At 43.6% G+C, this 19,047-nt stretch carries 15 protein-coding genes and 3 tRNA genes; 5 read left to right on the plus strand and 13 right to left on the minus strand.

Translation table 11 applies throughout. From position 1 onward, the window contains the following. Window position 1: 1 nt before the first annotated feature. From hflK to tsaE, 7 genes are all read right to left on the minus strand, one after another. Window positions 2-1,216, minus strand: coding sequence for an FtsH protease activity modulator HflK (hflK, locus tag I3B46_RS20140; protein ID WP_004915644.1), 1,215 nt, complete (start codon window positions 1,214-1,216; stop codon window positions 2-4). An 86-nt stretch (window positions 1,217-1,302) separates the two neighbouring features. Beyond that, window positions 1,303-2,583, minus strand: a complete 1,281-nt coding sequence (gene hflX, locus I3B46_RS20145) for a ribosome rescue GTPase HflX (protein ID WP_104873167.1) — start codon at window positions 2,581-2,583, stop codon at window positions 1,303-1,305. 101 nt (window positions 2,584-2,684) lie between these two features. Continuing rightward, on the minus strand, window positions 2,685-2,981 hold the full coding sequence (hfq, locus tag I3B46_RS20150) for an RNA chaperone Hfq (RefSeq protein ID WP_004915637.1): 297 nt from the start codon (window positions 2,979-2,981) through the stop codon (window positions 2,685-2,687). A gap of 106 nt (window positions 2,982-3,087) precedes the next feature. Beyond that, window positions 3,088-4,029, minus strand: coding sequence for a tRNA (adenosine(37)-N6)-dimethylallyltransferase MiaA (miaA, locus tag I3B46_RS20155; RefSeq protein ID WP_004915633.1), 942 nt, complete (start codon window positions 4,027-4,029; stop codon window positions 3,088-3,090). After that, window positions 4,022-5,977 (minus strand): DNA mismatch repair endonuclease MutL, encoded by a 1,956-nt coding sequence (gene mutL / locus I3B46_RS20160; RefSeq protein WP_042116057.1) that lies wholly within the window; start codon window positions 5,975-5,977, stop codon window positions 4,022-4,024. The genes miaA and mutL overlap by 8 nt, the downstream gene beginning before the upstream one ends. Window positions 5,978-5,988: 11 nt before the next feature. After that, window positions 5,989-7,284 (minus strand): N-acetylmuramoyl-L-alanine amidase AmiB, encoded by a 1,296-nt coding sequence (gene amiB / locus I3B46_RS20165; protein WP_036942650.1) that lies wholly within the window; start codon window positions 7,282-7,284, stop codon window positions 5,989-5,991. A 14-nt stretch (window positions 7,285-7,298) separates the two neighbouring features. Continuing rightward, the gene (tsaE, locus tag I3B46_RS20170) at window positions 7,299-7,763 is read right to left on the minus strand and encodes a tRNA (adenosine(37)-N6)-threonylcarbamoyltransferase complex ATPase subunit type 1 TsaE (protein ID WP_004915627.1); all 465 of its coding nucleotides are present in this window, start codon (window positions 7,761-7,763) and stop codon (window positions 7,299-7,301) included. 241 nt (window positions 7,764-8,004) lie between these two features. Here tsaE and queG point away from each other — a divergent pair, with 241 nt between their 5' ends. After that, window positions 8,005-9,162 carry a tRNA epoxyqueuosine(34) reductase QueG gene (gene queG, locus I3B46_RS20175; RefSeq protein WP_104873166.1) on the plus strand — a complete coding sequence of 386 codons (1,158 nt, stop codon included), beginning with the start codon at window positions 8,005-8,007 and terminating at the stop codon, window positions 9,160-9,162. A gap of 698 nt (window positions 9,163-9,860) precedes the next feature. On the opposite strand, the gene I3B46_RS20180 is transcribed toward queG, so the two are convergent. The 4 genes from I3B46_RS20180 to orn all read right to left on the minus strand — a co-directional run bounded on the left by I3B46_RS20180 (window position 9,861) and on the right by orn (window position 11,056). Further along, window positions 9,861-9,936, minus strand: a tRNA-Gly gene (locus I3B46_RS20180). Between the two features lie 39 nt (window positions 9,937-9,975). After that, window positions 9,976-10,051: transfer RNA gene (locus I3B46_RS20185), tRNA-Gly, on the minus strand. 40 nt (window positions 10,052-10,091) lie between these two features. Next, window positions 10,092-10,167, minus strand: a tRNA-Gly gene (locus tag I3B46_RS20190). Window positions 10,168-10,513: 346 nt separating this feature from the next. Beyond that, window positions 10,514-11,056 (minus strand): oligoribonuclease, encoded by a 543-nt coding sequence (gene orn, locus I3B46_RS20195; RefSeq protein WP_014657301.1) that lies wholly within the window; start codon window positions 11,054-11,056, stop codon window positions 10,514-10,516. Window positions 11,057-11,173: 117 nt separating this feature from the next. Here orn and rsgA point away from each other — a divergent pair, with 117 nt between their 5' ends. The 4 genes from rsgA to I3B46_RS22605 all read left to right on the plus strand — a co-directional run bounded on the left by rsgA (window position 11,174) and on the right by I3B46_RS22605 (window position 17,094). Continuing rightward, on the plus strand, window positions 11,174-12,226 hold the full coding sequence (rsgA, locus tag I3B46_RS20200) for a small ribosomal subunit biogenesis GTPase RsgA (RefSeq protein ID WP_040133385.1): 1,053 nt from the start codon (window positions 11,174-11,176) through the stop codon (window positions 12,224-12,226). Window positions 12,227-12,353: 127 nt separating this feature from the next. Beyond that, window positions 12,354-13,310 carry an archaetidylserine decarboxylase gene (gene asd, locus I3B46_RS20205; RefSeq protein WP_004915608.1) on the plus strand — a complete coding sequence of 319 codons (957 nt, stop codon included), beginning with the start codon at window positions 12,354-12,356 and terminating at the stop codon, window positions 13,308-13,310. Window positions 13,311-13,348: 38 nt separating this feature from the next. Beyond that, a complete protein-coding gene (gene mscM, locus I3B46_RS20210; RefSeq protein ID WP_040132544.1) occupies window positions 13,349-16,690 on the plus strand; it encodes a miniconductance mechanosensitive channel MscM in 3,342 nt (1,113 codons plus the stop codon). Window positions 16,691-16,761: 71 nt separating this feature from the next. Further along, window positions 16,762-17,094, plus strand: coding sequence for a hypothetical protein (locus I3B46_RS22605; protein WP_076914533.1), 333 nt, complete (start codon window positions 16,762-16,764; stop codon window positions 17,092-17,094). Window positions 17,095-17,103: 9 nt separating this feature from the next. Here I3B46_RS22605 and I3B46_RS20220 read toward each other — a convergent pair whose 3' ends face one another. Then, complete coding sequence (locus I3B46_RS20220) at window positions 17,104-17,895, minus strand: tetratricopeptide repeat protein (protein WP_004915601.1); 792 nt, start codon at window positions 17,893-17,895, stop codon at window positions 17,104-17,106. Between the two features lie 262 nt (window positions 17,896-18,157). Further along, entirely contained in the window at window positions 18,158-18,871 is a 714-nt protein-coding gene (locus I3B46_RS20225) for a hypothetical protein (RefSeq protein ID WP_004915599.1), read from the minus strand. Window positions 18,872-19,047: the final 176 nt, after the last annotated feature.

Below are 19,047 nucleotides of genomic sequence, written 5' to 3' on the forward strand. Positions count from 1 at the left end.
ATTATTGTCTCCCTACTCGAACAGTATCACCGCGCACATTACTGCTTTGCTGTGCAGGCTGAGTACCCGAAGATGATGAATTGTTAGTCGTATTTGGATTCATCACTTTTGGTTCTAAGCCCGTTTTTGGTGCTGCTGTATTGTTGTTATTACCACGCATTAATTGCTCTAATGGCAGTACTAACATGCTATTACTCTTATCATTAGCGATAACTTTACGTGTATTACTTAAAACACGCTCCATGGTATCAATGTAGAGTCGTTCACGGGTAATTTCAGGTGCTGCACGATATTCAGGCAACATTTTTGCAAAACTTGCAACCTCACCCTCTGCTTTAAAGACCACACTCGCCTTATAAGCTTCAGCTTCTTCGATCAGTTTTTGCGCATTACCTTTTGCCATTGGTAGCACTTCGTTACGATAAGCATGTGCTTCACGAATCGTTTTTTGCTCTTCTTCCCGTGCTGCAATTACGTCATCAAAGGCAGCCTTAACATCTTCAGGCGGACGAGCAGCTTGGAAGTTAACATCGAGTACCGTAATCCCCATTTTGTATGGCTCTATCGTCGCTTCCAGATCCCTTTGTGTTACATCACGAATAAATGCTCGATTCGTTGTAAGCACTTGTTCCATCGCTGACTGACCGATTACGCCACGGACTGCACTATCAAGTGCCTGACGTAAGCTGTTATCAGGGTTAGTGACGCTGAATAGATATTCTTTAGGATTAGTCACACGATACTGCACGTTCATCTCAACGCGGATCACGTTTTCGTCTGAGGTTAACATCATACCATTCGTCGCTTGTTCACGAACGGTTTCAACGTTAACTGGAATCACTTTATCAATAAAAGTTGGTTTCCAGTTCAAACCAGGTCCGACAATACCACTGTATTCACCAAAGCGTAGTATCACACCTCGGTCACTTTCCTTGATGGTATAAAAACCTGAACCCGCCCATACAACGACGACTGCCGCGAGAGCCAATACACCAAAGCGACCGCTGATTTGGAATGGCTGTTTATTATCACCATCACCACCACCGCTGCCGCCTTTTTTACCGCCAAGCTTGTTGCTCAGCTTACGAAAGAGATCGTCGAGATCAGAAGCCCCACGTTTTCGACCACCTTTATTCCCGCCAGAGTTGCCGCCTTTATTGCCGCTTCCCCACGGATCGCGGTCTTGTCCGTCATTACCGGGCTGATTCCACGCCATGTTTTAGCTCCATATCTTTATGATTGATTTTTCGGGTTAAGAGCAACAAATAACTCTTAATATCAATTCCATTTCCTAGCGATATGTTAAATCACATAGCTAGGCAATTGTTGTTCCTGTTTGCACAAACGCTGCCAATCAACCATCGGCATACGCACCTCAAGGCCAATTGAACCATCTTCTTCCTGCCACTCGCGTTCAATGGCTTGGAGTTGATAAAAACGGCTACGTAAGCGGCCTTCACTCGGTGGCAAACGCATTTCAACGTGTGCGATTTCACCTGAAAGGCGTTCCGTCAATGCTTGTAGCAACAAGGGGATACCGTCACCCGTTTGTGCTGATACCCAGACACGAACAGGCTTGTTATCCTCATTTTTGTCGATACGCGGGATGAAGTCTTCCAGCATATCCACTTTGTTCATGACTAAAAGTGTTGGGATCTCATCTGCTTCAATTTCTTCCAATACACTTTCGACCGCGTGAATATTTTCATCCAAACGGCTATCTGCTGCATCAATAACATGGAGCAATAACGTTGCTTCACGCGTTTCCTGCAGTGTTGCTTTAAAGGCAGCAACCAAATCATGTGGCAAGTGACGAATAAAACCAACAGTATCCGCAAGTACTACTGGCCCAACATCTTCCACGTTAATACGTCTTAATGTTGGATCAAGTGTTGCAAATAGTTGGTCAGCAGCGTAAACATCGGAAGCCGTCATCCGGTTAAATAAACTTGATTTACCGGCGTTGGTATAACCCACCAGCGAAATTGTCGGAATATCCGCTTTATTTCGTGCTTGGCGCCCTTGCTCACGTTGTTTTTCTACTCGGCTGAGACGGGATAAAATTTGGCTAATTTTGCCCCTTAATAACCGACGGTCTGTCTCTAACTGAGTTTCACCAGGACCACGTAAACCAATCCCACCTTTTTGCCGCTCAAGGTGCGTCCATCCTCTTACCAAACGGGTCGATAAATGGCGTAACTGCGCTAATTCAACTTGAAGTTTACCTTCATGTGTCCGCGCCCTTTGAGCGAAAATATCTAAAATCACCCCTGTACGGTCAACGACCTTACATTGGCATAACCTTTCGAGATTACGTTCCTGTGCTGGACTCAGCGTATGGTTAAATAGCACCACATCTGCGCCACTTTCCTTCACAGCTTCAGCGATTTCTTCCGCTTTCCCTTCTCCAACATAATATTTAGGATGGGGAGACTTACGACTGCCTGTTACTATCTGTACAGGTTTCACACCCGCCGATGTCACGAGTGACTCAAATTCTGCCAGATTTTCAGTGTCCTTTTCTTGGGAGAAAAAGACATGCACCAATACAGCCAGTTCACCGCCTTCATACCTATCAAACAAGGGCTATAACCTCTTAGGCTTAATCACTAGAAATACAAAGGAAAAACACAGGTAAAGTCTCCCTACCCATGTTTTCCTTGAATTTTAACGCACAACTGGTATTACTCAGCAGCTTCGCCATCCTGTTGAGTTGAAGCACCAGAGTTGTAGTTACCATTACCCGCACCGCCAGTAGCACTGCCACTATGGTGAGAAACAGGGCGAGCAGGGACAACGGTAGAGATAGCATGCTTATAAACCATCTGACTAACCGTGTTTTTTAGTAAAATGACAAACTGGTCAAAAGATTCAATCTGACCCTGCAATTTGATGCCGTTAACCAAATAAATTGAGACCGGAACCCTTTCACGACGTAATGCGTTCAGGAACGGATCTTGCAAAGATTGCCCCTTAGCCATTCTATGTTTTCCTTATTTTGTTGTTTTTAAATGAGAACCTTTCGATTCCAAAAATTAACTACTCAAAAATTGCGCTTAGCGTTCTAATTGTACACAAACCATAGCTCTATGCACATACAACCTGCATAACAGCCTTAAGCGCTTGCTGTGGTTGTTCACTATCTAACCAATGAACATTTTCCCAGCTTCTCAACCAGGTAATTTGACGTTTTGCCAATTGGCGTGTTGCACAAATTCCCCGATAAACCATTTCATCATAATCTGTTTCGCCTTCTAGGTACGACCACATTTGCCGATACCCCACACAACGAATAGAGGGTAAATCAACATGGAGGTCACCCCGTTCATAAAGAGCACGAACTTCCTCTTCAAAACCGGCGTCTAACATCTGATGAAAACGTTGTTCAATGCGCTGATGTAAAATTTTACGATCTTGGGGCGCAATAGCAAATTGAAACACATTATAAGGTAATTCTTCACCTGCTGTTTGTGTCATTTCAGTCAAAGTTTGCCCTGAAATGAGATATACCTCTAAAGCTCGGGATAATCTTTGTGGATCATTAGGATGAATCCTCGCTGCCGCAACCGGATCGACCTCCGCTAAACGACGATGGATTTCACCCCACCCTTGCTGCTGTGCAATTTTTTCAATCTCAGCACGAGTAGCGGGATCTGCAGAAGGCAAAGGCGAAAGCCCCTCTAGTAATGCCTTAAAATAAAGCATTGTGCCCCCCACAAGTAATGGAATTTTACCTTGAGAAGTTATTTCCTCCATTACATTTAATGCGTCTCGCCGGAAATCAGCAGCGGAGTATGGTAAAGAGGGATCGAGTATATCGATCAGACGATGAGGCGCTTGACTAAGCTCCTCTGCATTTGGCTTCGCTGTGCCGATGTCCATACCACGGTAGATCAACGCCGAATCGACACTGATTATCTCAACAGGCAAGTGTTGGCGTAGAGCAATAGCTAACGCTGTCTTGCCTGAGGCCGTTGGCCCCATCAGGAATATTGCATTCGGTTTTTTCTGAGTTACAAGTTCACTCATTTGTTAGTGTAGCTACCACGGATTGTAAATTAATTAATTGTAATAATGTTGGTGACGGCTTTTTAACATACTGCGGACAAAGCCGCTCAACATCAGCGAGTAACTGAACTGCTTGTGCTAAGCTCCAGCTTTCTTGTGTTTTTTCTTGTGAAACTGTTTTTGCAAGCCATTGAGCAATATCTTGACGAGATGCCTGCTCTTTTGTCGACAAAAAATTCAGTAAACCCGAAAAAAGCTGAGATAAATTTTGCGTTCTTAACGGTAACGATACCGCATGAATAGTTACTTTTCCATGAGATATCGTGGCTTCAATACCAAATAATGTCAATTGTTCCTTGTTACGCTGAAAAACCGCAATTTCATCAGAATTAAGTGATAATTTTAGCGGGATCAACAACGGTTGAGGTTTTAACGCTTCGCCATCAGGTGATAACTGAGCCAACTTCAGTAAATAATTTGCTTCTGATAAGGATAACAGGATTAGCCCTAATGAAGACTCAATTAATGCAAAGTTTTTTGCGTAAATTGTCAATACTTTGCCAAATGTGAAGTTATTGGTATTTTCTTCCACTGATTGCGAAGAAACTGCTGGAACATCTAATGGTTGCCGACTAGGAAATAGTGGCTTTTTATCTTCTTCAGCAACAGGAACAGACATCAATGCTTGGTACAGTTGCCCCGCTTTTCGGTCATAATGCGTATTAGAAGGCGTAAACGCGCTTTTTTCTCGACTAAAATGATTTGTTGATGTCGGCGATGTAGCCGCTACGGAAGGGGCTGAATGCGAACGACTACTGCCCGTGCTGTCATGTTGCTGTTGCGCCGTGCGACTCGTCTCATTTTCATCGTTTTCATTGAGCGTGGATGATGACGAAAAGTAGTTGTCTCCCGCGGATGAACGATTAGTTAATTCATGGGTAACAGGTTCAATACCGGGCAACTCATCTGGCTCATGCGCATTTAATAAGGCCGTTCTCACACCTTGATAGATAAAATCATGCACTAGCCGAGCTTGGTGAAAACGCACTTCATGCTTAGCAGGATGGACGTTAACATCCACTTGTTGGGGGTCAATGGTCAAATAAAGGACATAGGCTGGCTGTTGATTATCATCAAGATGCCCTTCATACGCTTGGCGGATCGCATGGTTAATTAACCTATCGCGCATCATTCGACCATTTACATAACAGTACTGAATATCACTCACTGGCGTCGAAGACGGTGAAACCACCCAGCCTTTAATGCCAAGGTCACCATGCTCCCAAGACATCGCTAGCGCCCCCTGCATAAAGCCTGTGCCACAGATGTTTGCCAACCGCCGCTCTTGTTGAGCTTCCCCTTTTGCAGCGCGGTACTGTTTCACCAGCTTCCCATTATGGTTCAAATTGATTGTCACATCAGGGCGAGAAAGTGCGATACGCCGGACGACCTCATCAATATGGCCAAACTCGGTTTTTTCGGTACGCATAAATTTGCGACGCGCTGGCGTATTGTAGAATAGATCAAGCACTTCTACGGTGGTGCCATTTGGGTGAGCGGCGGGTTTGACGGTCACCGCCATATCTCGCCCTTCCGCATAAGCTTGCCACGCCTCTGATTGCTCAGCCGGTTTTGATGTGAGCGTCAAACGAGAGACGGAGCTAATACTCGCCAGTGCTTCACCACGGAACCCCATACTCATGATGGCTTCTAGGTCATCTAACGTGGCAATTTTGCTGGTCGCATGGCGCGCTAACGCTAAGACCAGTTCATCTTTGCTGATCCCACTACCATTATCGCGAATACGGATCAGCTTCTCTCCTCCACGTTCAATATCGATGTCGATGCGTGTTGCACCTGCATCGAGACTGTTTTCAACCAACTCTTTAACCACTGAGGCAGGGCGTTCGACAACCTCGCCGGCAGCGATTTGGTTAGCAAGTTGGGGAGAGAGGATCTGTATTGCCATCACCATCCCCCTTAATTAGGTGCCGCTTGCAACGGATTTGCAAGGAAGTATTGCCGCAAACCTTGGTGGATAGCTTCGGCGACCTTCTCTTGATAGTCATTGGATTTAAGCAACTGCTCTTCAGCGCTATTACTAATAAACCCTGTTTCTACCAGAATTGAAGGAATATCAGGCGAACGCAAAACCCCAAGGCTGGCATGCTCTGGGCTACGTTTATGAATATTACCCACTTTTCTTAATTGATGGAGTACTTGTACCGCCACATCATAGCCAACCCGCTGTGAATGACCGAATTGTAAATCGAGTACCGCTTGGCTCAAGTAAGGGTCTGCACCACTTAATGCATCGCCTGCTCCACCTAATAGCTCGGATTGTTTCTCACGTTGTTCCAACCAGTTACCTAATTCACTATTCGCACGTCGATTTGACAATACCCAAACAGAAGCGCCTCGCGCACTACTATTTGGTGCAGAGTCAGCGTGAATAGAAACTAACATGTTAGCCCCTTTCTTACGTGCAACATCTGAACGCCCACTGACAGAAATAAAATAATCACCATCTCGGGTCATCGCTGGCTTGAACATAGGGTCAGCCTCAAGTTTTGCATACAGTTTACGTGCAACACTTAACGTAACATCTTTTTCTCGATAGCCGTTTTTACCAATCGCCCCGGGGTCTTTGCCACCATGCCCAGCATCAATAGCAATCACGACCTGTTTTGCCCCCTTGGGCATTGTTTTATTGGTTTTAACTGGTGCAGGTGCAACAGCTGGTCGCTGTGCCTGCGAATTCATTTTTAACGGTTTATCTTGCACCGCATTATTAGGCACTTGCATCGGTTGAGTCGTATTATTGAAAGACGTTGGTGCACGACTTTGCCCCGAGGAAAGCGTAAATACCACTTGATACTGCCCAGCGACTTGTTTCAGCGACGTTTGTACTTTTGCCGCTTTTGACAGTTCCAATACGATACGTTTGTGTCGGCTATCCGGTGGCTGGCTGGTACGAACCACTTTAACCAAATCACCAGCAGGCACTCTCATTGGTAGGCCGATAATTTCGCCATTTTGCTTAACATCAATAACTAGCCGCTCTGGCGAATGCAGGGGAAAATATTTGTAATCAGGCTTACCATCCATGAAGGATAGTGTCACCTGTGCATTTGATGGGCTATTATCAACCTGTATGTTCGATAAGGTCGCCGCCTGTACAGGTCGTGCAACTAACCATAATGCAACAATCATCAACAGCAATAAGAAGGAGAAAAAACTTCTTTTTGTTATTTTTCTCGGCAATGCATTCGTCATGAGCAATATATCCCTTAGAGTGCTTGTAATTCTTCTAACAACGACTCCCCATTTGCAGAAAAAGCAATAAAGTGAGCCTGACGCCCTTCATCCTGATAAGTCAAATGGAGTTCAAGATCCGCTTCTGGCAGAAAACCTTTGCCTTGTTGAGGCCATTCCACTAAACAGATCGACTCAGGGGAAAAATAGTCTCGGATCCCCATAAATTCCAATTCTTCTGGATCAGCTAAACGATAAAGATCAAAATGAAAAACCTGCCCATCAGGAAGATCATAAGGCTCCACAAGCGTATACGTCGGGCTTTTTACGTGACCTTGGTGCCCGAGTGCCTGTAAGAAACCGCGACTAAATGTCGTTTTGCCAGCGCCCAAATCGCCATACAAGTTAATCACGACGCCTCGTTGACAGGCATTTGCGACAGCGCGCCCTAGCGCCACTGTTTGCTCTTCGTTGGCAAGTTGTAAAATACGTTCTTTCATGGAAAGTTCAATCAGCTATAGTAAGGAAAAATAGATCAATATAGATATAATGACTATATTAACCTAAGCCGATCCATTTTTCTTAAATAACATTACAGAAATATTTAGATAGTGGATATCAGATAAGCGACCAATCCTGTTACATCACACAACAGGGCATCAGTGATGATTTTGTGAAATCACGGGATCATGGTAAAGTGCCCCTGCAATTTCACTCAGCTTAGCATCAATATAAAATCTAATGGCAACACATCTCGATCTCAACCTTCTTGCACAAAATATCAAACAATGGGGGAGTGAAGTTGGCTTCCAGCAAGTCGGTATTTGTGACACTGACCTTTCCCTTGAAGAGCCAAAATTACAGGCATGGCTCGATAAGCAATACCACGGTGAGATGGCGTGGATGGCACGCCATGGGATGATGCGAGCAAGACCTCACGAATTACATCCCGGCACATTGCGCGTGATCAGCGTGCGTATGAACTACCTGCCTGCAAAAGCAGCTTTTGCCAGCACATTAAGTAACCCTGAATTAGGTTATATTAGCCGCTATGCACTAGGTAGAGATTACCATAAGCTATTAAAAAAGCGCTTGAAAATGCTCAGTGATCGCATCTTGGCATACTGCCGAGAACATATCTGCTCTGACGATCTCAATTTTCGCCCATTTGTCGACTCTGCCCCTATTTTAGAACGCCCTCTCGCCGTCAAGGCAGGCTTAGGCTGGACAGGCAAGCATTCGTTGATCCTTAATCGTGAAGCTGGATCGTGGTTTTTTCTCGGTGAACTTTTAGTTAATTTACCTCTTCCTATCGATCAACCTGTTGAAGAGCAGTGTGGTCGCTGTGTGGCCTGTATGACCACTTGCCCTACCGGCGCGATCGTTGAACCTTATGTCGTCGATGCTCGCCGCTGCATTTCTTATCTAACCATTGAGCTTGATGGCCCGATCCCGGAAGAGTTTCGCCCACTGATGGGGAATCGGATCTACGGCTGTGATGACTGCCAATTGATCTGCCCTTGGAACCGTTTTTCACAATTAACCGATGAACAAGATTTTAGCCCAAGACGCGTATTACACACGCCCGAACTTCTTGAACTATTTAGCTGGGATGAAGAGACTTTCCTAAAAGTGACTGAAGGTTCAGCAATTCGCCGCATTGGTTACTTAAAATGGCTCAGAAATATCAGTGTCGCGTTAGGCAATGCCCCCTATCAGGACACGATTGTCAACGCATTGCACTCACGGTTAGGCATGGGGGAGATGTTGGATGAGCATATCCAATGGGCAATACAACAACAATTACAGCGCCGAGAAGAAAACCAAGTAACTATTCAAACTTCACAGCAGAAACGCCTTGTACGCGCCATATCTAAAGGTTTACCTAGGGATGCTTAAAAATAATACACCCCTATACTGCAAACGAATAAAAATCAACTCCGTGTGAATAAAATAAAAAATTGCTTAGCTGACAATAGGTAAAGAATTTGCAAGCTAGGTTAGCCACATTTTAAACAAAAATATTTACTATTAAATTCAGTAAGATATCTATCACCACGAAGCAATAGCTTTTTGGAATATGTGCGATTACCTATCATGCTATCCTGTGGATAACTCGGTGCATTAAAGTATTACAGACGCGTAAAAGCACCACAGCATTGATGATAGGTTGTGGATAACTTATTAATGATAGGAAATTAAATAAGTCCTCTTTTTTACTACTCTCAGCAAAATTAAAGCGCTTAAAACACAAGGTTGGTACAAAAAAGTCACTGAAACTGCAAAAATCGGCTTTTTTGTTTATTATTACAACTGAAATTATAACAATTTGGATACTTATTGATCGCCCCTATTGGTCAGGGGGTGGCTATTCTATGGCGACAAGTTAATGAATGCAAGCAGAAAAAACCGCAAGATCTGAAAAAGATCCCAAAGAGTGTGATGAACATCACTCTCTGCCGATCATCACTAAAAGAAAAGCATTTGTTGATGAATAAACCGATTCGAACGCAATTCACCTAGTGCATCAAATAGGTGTCATTTCTTAATGAAAGCAGTTGGATTTTTAACAATAAGAGGTAAGAGACTAAGGATTTTGGAGCGGGAAACGAGACTCGAACTCGCGACCCCGACCTTGGCAAGGTCGTGCTCTACCAACTGAGCTATTCCCGCATTTGGATAGGTAACTACAACTAAAACACTAAGAGAGATTGGAGCGGGAAACGAGACTCGAACTCGCGACCCCGACCTTGGCAAGGTCGTGCTCTACCAACTGAGCTATTCCCGCATACCGAAAATAGTGTTCTAGCTAAAACATTAAGAGAGTTTGGAGCGGGAAACGAGACTCGAACTCGCGACCCCGACCTTGGCAAGGTCGTGCTCTACCAACTGAGCTATTCCCGCAAAATACTTTCTTTTTGCTTTACCGTACTCATGAAAATCTTCATCGGTACGGGGAGCGCATTATACGAGAAATTGCACGGCAGGCAAGCCCCTTGGCTCAATTTTTTCACTTTTTTATTTGTTTGCTGATAAATTGGGCATTGTGATGATTTTATCAGCGTTGCAAGTAAACTTCTGATTTCAATCAGTTAACATTTTTTACTTTTTTCTAAAAACGCATCGCCCAATGACGTCCATGCCATGAAAACCCGAATGCCTGTTACTTATACTTTTAACGCGCTGTGATAAATTAACCGCTAAAAAAATTGGCCACCTTTTGGTCGCCAATTTCAGTTTTCTGCTTTGATTATTTGATAAAGGTCTCACGGTAATAAGCCAATTCTGCAATAGACTCGCGAATATCATCTAAAGCTTGGTGTGTGCCTTTTTTAGTGAAGCCCGCGAGAATTTCAGGTTTCCAGCGACGAGCTAACTCTTTTAGGGTGCTAACATCAAGGTAACGATAGTGGAAATAGCTTTCTAACTCAGGCATGTAGCGGAATAGAAAACGACGGTCTTGACCAACGCTATTCCCACAGATTGGTGATGCCCCTTTTGGTACCCACTGCTCTAGAAACTCAATCGTCGCTAATTCAGCTTCACGCTCACTGAAAGTACTGCTTTTAACGCGTTCAACCAAGCCACTTGCTGTATGGGTATTCACATTCCATTCATCCATCAAATCCAATTGTGCTTGTGTTTGATGAACCGCAATGACAGGACCTTGTGCTAAAATATTAAGCTGACTGTCGGTAACGATAGTGGCAATTTCGATAATACGGTCACGCTCAGGATCGAGACCCGTCATTTCTAAATCGATCCAGATTAAATTATTCTCATTCTTTTGCATCATATACCCTAACTTGATCCAATGGAGTTCGTGTATGATAACGCGTTTGAGGTATCGACGCGATCCACTCAAGTTAGTAAACAAGAAAACTCAGCCAACAATATCAAGAGAGGTCAGGTGGCTAAGCAGAAACTGTCAAAAGGCCAACAGCGCCGAGTACAGGCAAATCATCAAAAAAGACTTAAAAAACAAAAAGTCACTGAGATTGATGACAGCCTATTAGGAGAAGCGCAAGAAGGGCTAGTGATCAGCCGATTTGGGCAACATGCTGACATCGAAGCAAGCGATGGCACATTACAGCGTTGTAACTTACGCCGAACTATTTCATCTCTCGTCACAGGAGATCGCGTAGTTTGGCGCCCTGCGTTGAATACACAAGCCGATATCAAAGTTAATGGCATTGTTGAAGCCGTTCACGAACGCCACTCCGTCCTAACACGCCCTGACTATTATGATGGGCTAAAGCCTATTGCTGCAAATATTGACCAAATCGTGGTCGTTTCCTCGATTTTACCCGAGTTATCTCTGAATATTATCGATCGCTATTTAGTGGCTTGCGAAACTTTAGGCATCCAACCCATTATTGTCCTAAACAAAATTGACCTATTAGACCAAGAAAACCGTGAATGGGTCAGCGAATTAATGACTATTTACAGTGATATTGGTTACCAAGTACTGGAAGTTTCTAGCCATACCAACGAAGGAATGGAAGCACTTACTAACGCACTGATCGGCAAAATATCAGTGTTTGTAGGTCAATCTGGCGTTGGCAAGTCCAGTTTACTGAACGCTCTTTTGCCTCATAATGAAGAAACCATTTTAGTCAATGACGTTTCAGATACTTCAGGGCTAGGCCAACACACCACAACGACAGCGCGGTTATATCATTTTCCGTTAGGTGGCGATGTCATTGACTCCCCGGGAGTACGTGAATTCGGCCTATGGCACCTTTCTACGGAACAAGTAACAAAAGGTTTTGTCGAATTTAAAGACTATTTAGGTGGCTGTAAGTTCCGCGATTGTAAGCATTTGGATGATCCCGGTTGTCTACTGCGTGAAGCTACGGAAGAAGGGAAAATCGCCGAATCACGGTTTGAAAATTATCATCGTATTTTGGAGAGCATGGAACAGATTAAGCCTCGTGGGAATTTTACGGGTAAAGATAAGTAGTTTTGACTTAACGACTCACTAACCAAGTGAGCGAGTACTTACATTTATTTTGGTAGGTGATTCATCAATGGTAAAGATTTTTAAGCCTATCGAAACAAAATAGCCTATTTAAAAAAGCAAAGGTACAATGACTGCCTTTTTGCTAACTGGCCTTTACGAATTTGAGGTTAACGTGCTAGATAAGATTAAAATACGTTTGCAATATATGCTACCAAAACAGGGTCTTACAAGACTTGCCGGCTGGTTCGCCGATAAGAATGCAGGCTTTGTCACTCAATGGGCAATTAAGCTGTTTGCAAAAGCCTATAAAGTGGATATGAGTGAAGCACAAAAAAGCGAGTTCACCGCTTATGCAACGTTTAATGATTTCTTTATTCGGCCGCTAAAAGAAGAAGCGCGCCCATTAGTGACAGGAAAACACCAATTAGCGCAACCGGCTGATGGTGCGGTGAGCCAATTAGGTTCAATTCAAGATGACCAAATCTTTCAAGCCAAAGGTCACCATTATACGGTCGAAGCCTTGCTCGCGGGTAATTATCAGCTAGCTGATAAATTCCGTGGCGGTGAGTTTATCACAACCTATTTATCCCCTAGCGATTATCATCGTGTACATATGCCATGCGATGGGTTATTAACCGAGATGATTTATGTACCGGGTGATTTATTCTCTGTCAACCCATTGACCGCCGCCAATGTTCCCAACCTCTTTGCCCGTAATGAGCGCCTAATTTGTGTGTTTAAAACCGATGTGGGTCTGATGGTGCAAATCTTAGTCGGTGCCACTATCGTTGGTAGCATTGAAACTGTCTGGGGTGGTTGTGTTAACCAACAGCGTGAAGGGGTTATTAAGCGCTGGACCTACCCAGATCAACTGACTGAAGGTGCCGTATTCTTGAAAAAAGGCGAAGAAATGGGTCTCTTTAAGCTAGGTTCAACCGTCATTAACCTGTTTGAACCGAACGCTATTCGTTTTAATGCCTCACTGATCCCCGGCTATGCGACTCGTATGGGAGAGCTACTGGCGGAAACCGTGGCAAATGATACCTCAGTGGATACCGCCGCTGAGCAAATTGAAACCCAGTAATACCTTATATTGTTAATTGCTTGAAGGAGCTCCTGACTGTGCGTTTGATTATCGGTTTTTTTTTCAGCCTGCTAATCGCCTTCTCTGCGGCAGGGGCTTCCAATAGTACGCCAAATGAAGCACTGATTAAGCAAGAGCTTGCTCAGCTCGACCCCAGTAAAAACCCTAAAGATGCGGAAATAGCGCAAGCATTTCAAGGCGCACTTAACTGGATCAGTGAAGCCAATCAGTCGGAAGCTAAAGCCAAGTCTTATCAAGACGCCATCGATAATTTCCCTAAAATTATCAAGGGGCTAAGACAAGAACTACTCAATGAAAGCGATGAGCCAACCAATATTCCAACCAATATCAGCTTGTCTGAGCTTGAACAACAAATCATTCAAGTGAGTAGTCAGCTTCTCGATCAGGGAAGAAAGACACAGCAGGAGCAAGATAAAGGCCGAGAAATCAGTGAATCGCTAAGTGCATTACCAAAACAATTATCAGAAGCACGCCGCCTCCTTTCTGAAGCGTCATTTCGCTTACAATCACTAAGCTCTCCTACTACACCATTAGCAGAAGCCCAAACAACCTTAGCTCAAGCCGAAGTGAGTGCTCGCAAAGCTGAGGTTAATGAGCTTGAAATGGCGCAATTATCCGCGAATAACCGCCAAGAAATTTCACGCGTCGCTTTAGAACTGAATAAAAAGCGCTATAACCGGCTGGAGCTTGAATTACAAAAATTACGTGAAGTGCAAAATACGTTGCGCCAGCAAAAAGCGGTATTAGCACTCGAACACACCGAAATGCTTGCAGAACAAGGTGAGTTGACCCCTTTCCTTAAAGATCAAATTGATATTAACCGCAAGCTATCCCAAGAACTGACTGAGCAAGCGGTTCGTATGAACACTATCAGTACGAGCCAAGCAGAAATCTCCTCGGGAATACAAGATGCACGCCAAGCATTGACAACTATCCGCGAGCAAGCGCAGTGGCTTGATGGTTCAAGTACGTTAGGTGAGGCACTTCGTACCCAATTATCACGTTTACCGGAAATTCCTAAAAGCCAGCAGCTTAACCGTGATATGGCAGATTTACGGGTACAACGCCTAAATTATGAAGATATGCTAGACCGGTTATCCAAACTGGATACCGCCACACAAGAGACCGAAAATAATTTAAGCCCAGCACAAGCGCAAGTCTACTCATCATTAATTAAGACGCGTAAAGAGCTGCTAACCGCGCTCATTTCTGGCTTTGATACCGAAATGTTAGAGCTGACAAAATTAAATGTCGCCACTAGCCAGCTAACAGACGCATTAAAAGATGTTAAAGATGCGTCACACCGTTATCTGTTTTGGGTTGCCGATGCTCCACCGGTAACACTCCACTATCCTGTTTTATTGATAACAGATATTACTCAGTTGCTCTCTTTAGACACCTTATCGCAGCTCACTGGTGCCTTTAAAGTGATGTTAACAACTCAAGACACCTTCCTATATCTGTTTGGCTCGATCATTTTAGTGATTTTTAGTATTAGCACGCGTAAGCATTATCAAGACTTTCTAGATAGAGCAAGCTTACGCATTGGTAAAGTGACTCAAGACCACTTTTACCTCACCATACGCACGATTTTTTGGTCCATTATTGTGGCGCTACCACTCCCAATGATGTGGTCTGCCATTGGTTATGGCCTACAAAGTGCTTGGCAATACCCGATGGCGGCGGCAATAGGTTATGGTGTCAGTGCCACAACTCCCGTGCTATGGCTATTTATGATCAGTGAAACATTTTCACGCCCAACGGGTCTATTTATTGCGCACTTTGGGTGGGATAAAGATGCGGTAAAACGTGCGATGCGTTATTACCGGCTCGCGATTTTTGTCATCGTACCTCTGATGATGGCGCTGATCACTTTTGAGCACTACAGTGATAGGGAATTTTCTGCCTCCATCGGTCGCTTCTGCTTCTTGCTACTGTGCTTTGCATTGAGCTTAATGACAAACAATTTGCGCCGCACCCATGTGCCTCTCTACCTTGATAGACATGGTTCAGGGGATAACCTAATCAATAAAGCACTGTGGTGGATGCTGCTGGTTGCACCGATTATCGCTGCATTCTTCTCACTATTAGGCTACTTCTCAACGTCTCAAGCCCTGCTTGGCCGTTTAGAGACCTCTGTCGCGATATGGTTTGTATTATTGATTGTCTACCATGCTATCCGCCGTTGGATGTCAATACAGCGCCGTAAATTAGCCTTTGAACGAGCCAAACAACGTCGTGCAGAAATTTTAGCGCAAAGGGCCAAAGGGGAAGAAGATATTCACCAACCCAATGCGAGTGGCGAAGGGAACATTGATATTGATGAGCAAGTGATTGACCTTGATGCAATCAGCGCGCAATCCGTCGGGTTAGTCCGCTCAATCCTCACGATGATAGCGTTGGTTTCTCTCATTTGGCTCTGGTCTGAACTCCACACTGCATTTTCGTTCCTTGAAAATATTCGTCTGTGGGATGTAACCTCGACAATTAATGGGGTTGATACTGTTCAGCCGATCACTATGGGGTCTATCTTTATCGCCATACTGATCATTATCGTCACGACTCAGTTGGTGCGTAACTTACCTGCACTCCTTGAATTGGCAGTATTGCAGCACTTAGATTTAACCCCTGGTACAGGGTATGCCATCACGACATTAACCAAATACTCATTGACCATCATTGGTACCATCGTTGGTTTCTCAATGCTCGGGATTGATTGGTCAAAATTACAATGGCTGATAGCCGCCATGGGGGTTGGTTTAGGTTTCGGCTTACAAGAGATTTTTGCCAATATTATTTCTGGGTTGATGATCTTATTTGAAAAACCAATTCGAATTGGCGATACCGTGACGATCCGTAATCTGACAGGGAGTATTACAAAGATTAATACTCGAGCCACAACCTTAACAGATTGGGATAGAAAAGAGATTATTGTGCCTAATAAGGCCTTTATTACTGAGCAATTTATTAACTGGTCCTTATCTGACACGATCACGCGTATCGTGATGACGATCCCTGCTCCTGCCGATGCAGATAGCCAGCAAGTGACCTCTATCATACTCAGTGCGGCCGAGCGTTCCACGATGATACTTGATAACCCGAACCCAGAGGTTTATTTAGTTGATTTACAACAAGGCATTCAAATCTTTGAATTGCGTGTTTATGCTGCTGAGATGGGGCATCGGTTACCTGCACGTCATGAAATCCATCAAAACATACTGGCAGCATTTGCAGAGCAAGGCATTACCTTGCCATTCCCACCATTCCAAGCTCGAGTGGACATACGGGAGAATGCACTGCAAAGCGCAACAAACAACCTCTCTGGTCGCAACCCTCCGCGTAAATCCGGGGAGTTATAATGGTGATATTCAAGGTCAGCGGCCATCAAGCCGTTGGCCTTAATACTCAATCGATGAATTAAGGTAGAAAAATGAAAGCGCCCATTGAACCACAAGATGAACTGACTTTATTGCGAGTCTCTCAACTTGAGAAGATCGGCTCCATTCTGTTTTTTCTTATTCCACTCATCATCTTACTGGTGGTAGGTAAATCATTTGCAGTCAACATCCTGTATTTATGGCAAGTGCTGACCCTGCTATATATTGTGGCGTTTCGTATTTTGGTGAGTAAAGTATCAGATAAGCAACTACAGTTGGATGTGCGTCGGGGATGGGGATATAACCGTTTTTACCGTATGAGCTGGGCCTATCTTGTATTATCCGTGATCATTATGGTGGGATATCGGATCATATCCCACGAATGATCAGATCATTCAACCTGCTTTAAATCCATAGGATTGAATATAGTTCTCTGCTAATTTTTGCGCTTGCTTTAATTCGCTTTCGCTTAATTGCTCTGCGACTTTACTTTGCAGCCGATGGCTCTCTTTATTACCGCTATACACCGCGGTGGTTAGCCAAGCATAAGATTGCTGAAGGTTTTTCTTTACACCTTTCCCTTCAGAGTACATGACCCCTAAACGATCTTGTGCTTTTGCATCGCGCTGCTTCGCAGCTTTGCGGAACCAAAACACCGCTTTTTCATTATCGAGATCAACACCACTGCCGATAGAATACATTTGGCCAATATGGAATTGGGCAATCACGTTGCCCCCTTGAGCGGCCTTTCTGAACCAATAAGCTGCCTTTTCGAGATCTTGAGCGACACCAAGGCCTTGAGCATACATCATCGCCATATTGGTTTCTGCCCGTGTATCATTCTGTTTAGCCGCTTGTTGATACCAAAGCATCGCTTTATCGTAGTCTCGGCGAACGCCAAAGCCGTTCACATACATTGTTCCTAATTGGAATTGAGCGTCTGCATTGCCTTGATCACCCGCCTTGATAAACCATTCAGCAGCGACTTTAGAATCTTGAGAAACGCCATTACCTTTAAAATAGCGTTGACCGAGAAGATATTGTGCGGTTGGATCACCTTTTTGTGCTAATTGCGTAATTTGCTCTATTGTCTGTTGTGAAGGTGCCGATTTTATCGGGGGAGTAGCCAGTAATAATGAACTATAGCAAACAGAACCCAACAATAGCGCTAACGCAATTTTTTTCATCCTAAACAACCCTCAACAGTGCAAATTACCGACTGCGAAAACAGTGTGATCCATTATTATCGGCAAACTGCTGCTAAGCTATAGCCTAAACACACTGCCGACTCGTTGATAGTTTAATGCCACTTGCATACAGAAAGAATAGGAAAATTGACTTTATTGCAAATTCAGCATCTTTTTTTAAGTTTGTTGTATAAAATGAGATATTTCCTGATCCAAGTAAGGTGTCGGCAACACCTTACTTTCGTTATGGTAAGACACACGCTTACGGTTTAGCATGGCACAATTGATTGGGTAAAAAAGCATCGAGAGAGTTGTCTCGAAATACCGGTATTTCGCTTTCTGCTGGAGGGAGCGCACTAATATGGCTTGATAGCAATAACTCATCGGCTCTCTCTTGTATTCTCCGGTATAACACAATGTCTCGAGGTAGCTCCCCAGTTAACCGAAATACATTCAATGTTTCTTTAATCGGCTCAAGGTCACTATTAATCCCTTGTAGGTCATATTGAAGATAACCTCTCACTTCAATTAACTGCTGCATTTCCTCAATAATTTGACGGTATGAACCATAATAAGAATGACTAATGCGGCTTAATTCATCGTTAACTTTATCGAAAAATTCCTGTGATACTATAAAGCTATTTAGCATTTCAATATCATTATCAAATTGAGTGGCTTGATATAACGCTGGCCCAACATTAATTTTGCTAATCTCATCGAGTATATTTTTATATATTATTTGTTTTTCTAAAATCAATCCAAATAATTCCTTGTTATTTTCCAAATCAGATTTTAGATTATTTAATATACTGAAAATAAATTGAAAATCACCTTCGTTAACCTCATTATCTATTGAGTTAAAACTCATTTTAGCTGATTGATTTAATTGCAATATCCTCTCTTCATACAGCTTTATTGAACGATGGGCGAGACTTATTTTTTCTAGGAGCTTTTCCACTCTGACGTCGATATCCATACACATTCCCTCTATTTTCAAGCCTAGATAAACAATATTATTTTAATATTAATAGCATAGCTTAAACTAACTTAATTTAGAGTTAAAATTTATATTTCACATATAAACGCTGTTTTTATTTAATATTTAAATAGCTAAGCAGTAGGTGAATGAATAGATTTGCGATAATAAAATAG

The organism is Providencia sp. 2.29 (assembly GCF_015832305.1).
Taxonomy (GTDB): Bacteria; Pseudomonadota; Gammaproteobacteria; order Enterobacterales; family Enterobacteriaceae; genus Providencia; species Providencia stuartii.

Bases quoted from the DNA above. Each gene is read 5' to 3' on its own strand.
- hflK (WP_004915644.1), bottom strand. From the start codon at position 1,216: ATGGCGTGGAATCAGCCCGGTAATGACGGACAAGACCGCGATCCGTGG.
- hfq (WP_004915637.1), bottom strand. From the start codon at position 2,981: ATGGCTAAGGGGCAATCTTTGCAAGATCCGTTCCTGAACGCATTACGT.
- miaA (WP_004915633.1), bottom strand. From the start codon at position 4,029: ATGAGTGAACTTGTAACTCAGAAAAAACCGAATGCAATATTCCTGATG.
- mutL (WP_042116057.1), bottom strand. From the start codon at position 5,977: ATGGCAATACAGATCCTCTCTCCCCAACTTGCTAACCAAATCGCTGCC.
- amiB (WP_036942650.1), bottom strand. From the start codon at position 7,284: ATGACGAATGCATTGCCGAGAAAAATAACAAAAAGAAGTTTTTTCTCC.
- tsaE (WP_004915627.1), bottom strand. From the start codon at position 7,763: ATGAAAGAACGTATTTTACAACTTGCCAACGAAGAGCAAACAGTGGCG.
- queG (WP_104873166.1), top strand. From the start codon at position 8,005: ATGGCAACACATCTCGATCTCAACCTTCTTGCACAAAATATCAAACAA.
- orn (WP_014657301.1), bottom strand. From the start codon at position 11,056: ATGCAAAAGAATGAGAATAATTTAATCTGGATCGATTTAGAAATGACG.
- asd (WP_004915608.1), top strand. From the start codon at position 12,354: ATGACTGCCTTTTTGCTAACTGGCCTTTACGAATTTGAGGTTAACGTG.
- I3B46_RS22605 (WP_076914533.1), top strand. From the start codon at position 16,762: ATGAAAGCGCCCATTGAACCACAAGATGAACTGACTTTATTGCGAGTC.
- I3B46_RS20220 (WP_004915601.1), bottom strand. From the start codon at position 17,895: ATGAAAAAAATTGCGTTAGCGCTATTGTTGGGTTCTGTTTGCTATAGT.
- I3B46_RS20225 (WP_004915599.1), bottom strand. From the start codon at position 18,871: ATGGATATCGACGTCAGAGTGGAAAAGCTCCTAGAAAAAATAAGTCTC.